The 791-nt window shown below is 35.3% G+C and carries 2 protein-coding genes and 1 pseudogene; all 3 read left to right on the top strand.

All coding sequences use genetic code 11. The features are described 5' to 3' along the window. Nucleotides 1-102, top strand: a pseudogene (locus HMPREF2837_RS11175) (DNA primase); the annotation flags it as partial. Nucleotides 103-152: 50 nt separating this feature from the next. Beyond that, nucleotides 153-386: a DUF5965 family protein gene (locus tag HMPREF2837_RS06110; RefSeq protein ID WP_049548773.1), complete on the top strand. Its 234-nt coding sequence runs from the start codon at nt 153-155 to the stop codon at nt 384-386. Continuing rightward, nucleotides 383-766, top strand: a complete 384-nt coding sequence (locus tag HMPREF2837_RS06105) for a DUF5945 family protein (RefSeq protein ID WP_002933294.1) — start codon at nt 383-385, stop codon at nt 764-766. Before HMPREF2837_RS06110 ends, HMPREF2837_RS06105 begins: the two co-directional genes overlap by 4 nt. The last annotated feature ends 25 nt before the right edge of the window (nt 767-791 follow it).

Below are 791 nucleotides of genomic sequence, written 5' to 3'. Positions count from 1 at the left end.
CTTAGAGAAAAGAAATCAGATTTACAATTGATGATCGAGAATGCAAAAGAGACATTGAGGAATCAATCAGTAAGACTAACCTCTCAATGTTTAGAATTGTGATAACAAAATCAAGATGTTTTAGCTAATATTAGAATGAAGGAGGATCGTATATGACCATAATCGAACGCTTAGAAGAAAAGGTCACTAGGCAAGAAAGCAAGGTAGCAAGAGAGACAGAAAAGCTCGCTTCTTACAAAGAGCAACTGGAGACAGCGATGTTTGCGACGTTCAAAAGGCGTCAAAGCATTAGTCACATGAGTTTTGAAGAAGCTCTTGACCATGCCTTCGGTAGAGAAAGACAATTCGATGATTCTGAATTTAGAAAGGATGAAATGAGTGAATGACAAAAGATTGGAATTTTAATCAACCATTAGAGAGTAAATCAGAAAATCAAGAAGATCCAGATAAAATTGCGGCCTTATTTGGAAATCATCAAGGAGGTAATGATGTAAATTATGAAGCAGCTTTTCAAAAGCGTAAACAAGCACCTGTGACGGAATCAAATTCTAGTTCTAAACCCAAAGTTACAGAGGTTAGAACAGGAAAAGAGACAGATATCACTACAAGTTATCAGCAACATCTTAAAAGACTTATTGCAGATAACAATAGCGATATTCAAAGTAGTCAAAAGAAAATTGAAGAGCTACATACGTTGATTGACACAAAGAATAAAGACAATAAGAAATTGCAGTCAATTTATGATGCGATTTCCGAATTACACTAAGCAGTCCTGATAGGCTGCTTTTTTT

Source organism: Streptococcus sp. HMSC071D03, from assembly GCF_001812125.1.
In the GTDB taxonomy this organism is placed as follows: Bacteria; Bacillota; Bacilli; order Lactobacillales; family Streptococcaceae; genus Streptococcus; species Streptococcus pseudopneumoniae_N.
This window is presented reverse-complemented; position numbering and strand designations above follow the sequence as displayed.

Coding starts and splice junctions, on each gene's coding strand:
- HMPREF2837_RS06110 (WP_049548773.1), top strand. CDS start 153: ATGACCATAATCGAACGCTTAGAAGAAAAGGTCACTAGGCAAGAAAGC.
- HMPREF2837_RS06105 (WP_002933294.1), top strand. CDS start 383: ATGACAAAAGATTGGAATTTTAATCAACCATTAGAGAGTAAATCAGAA.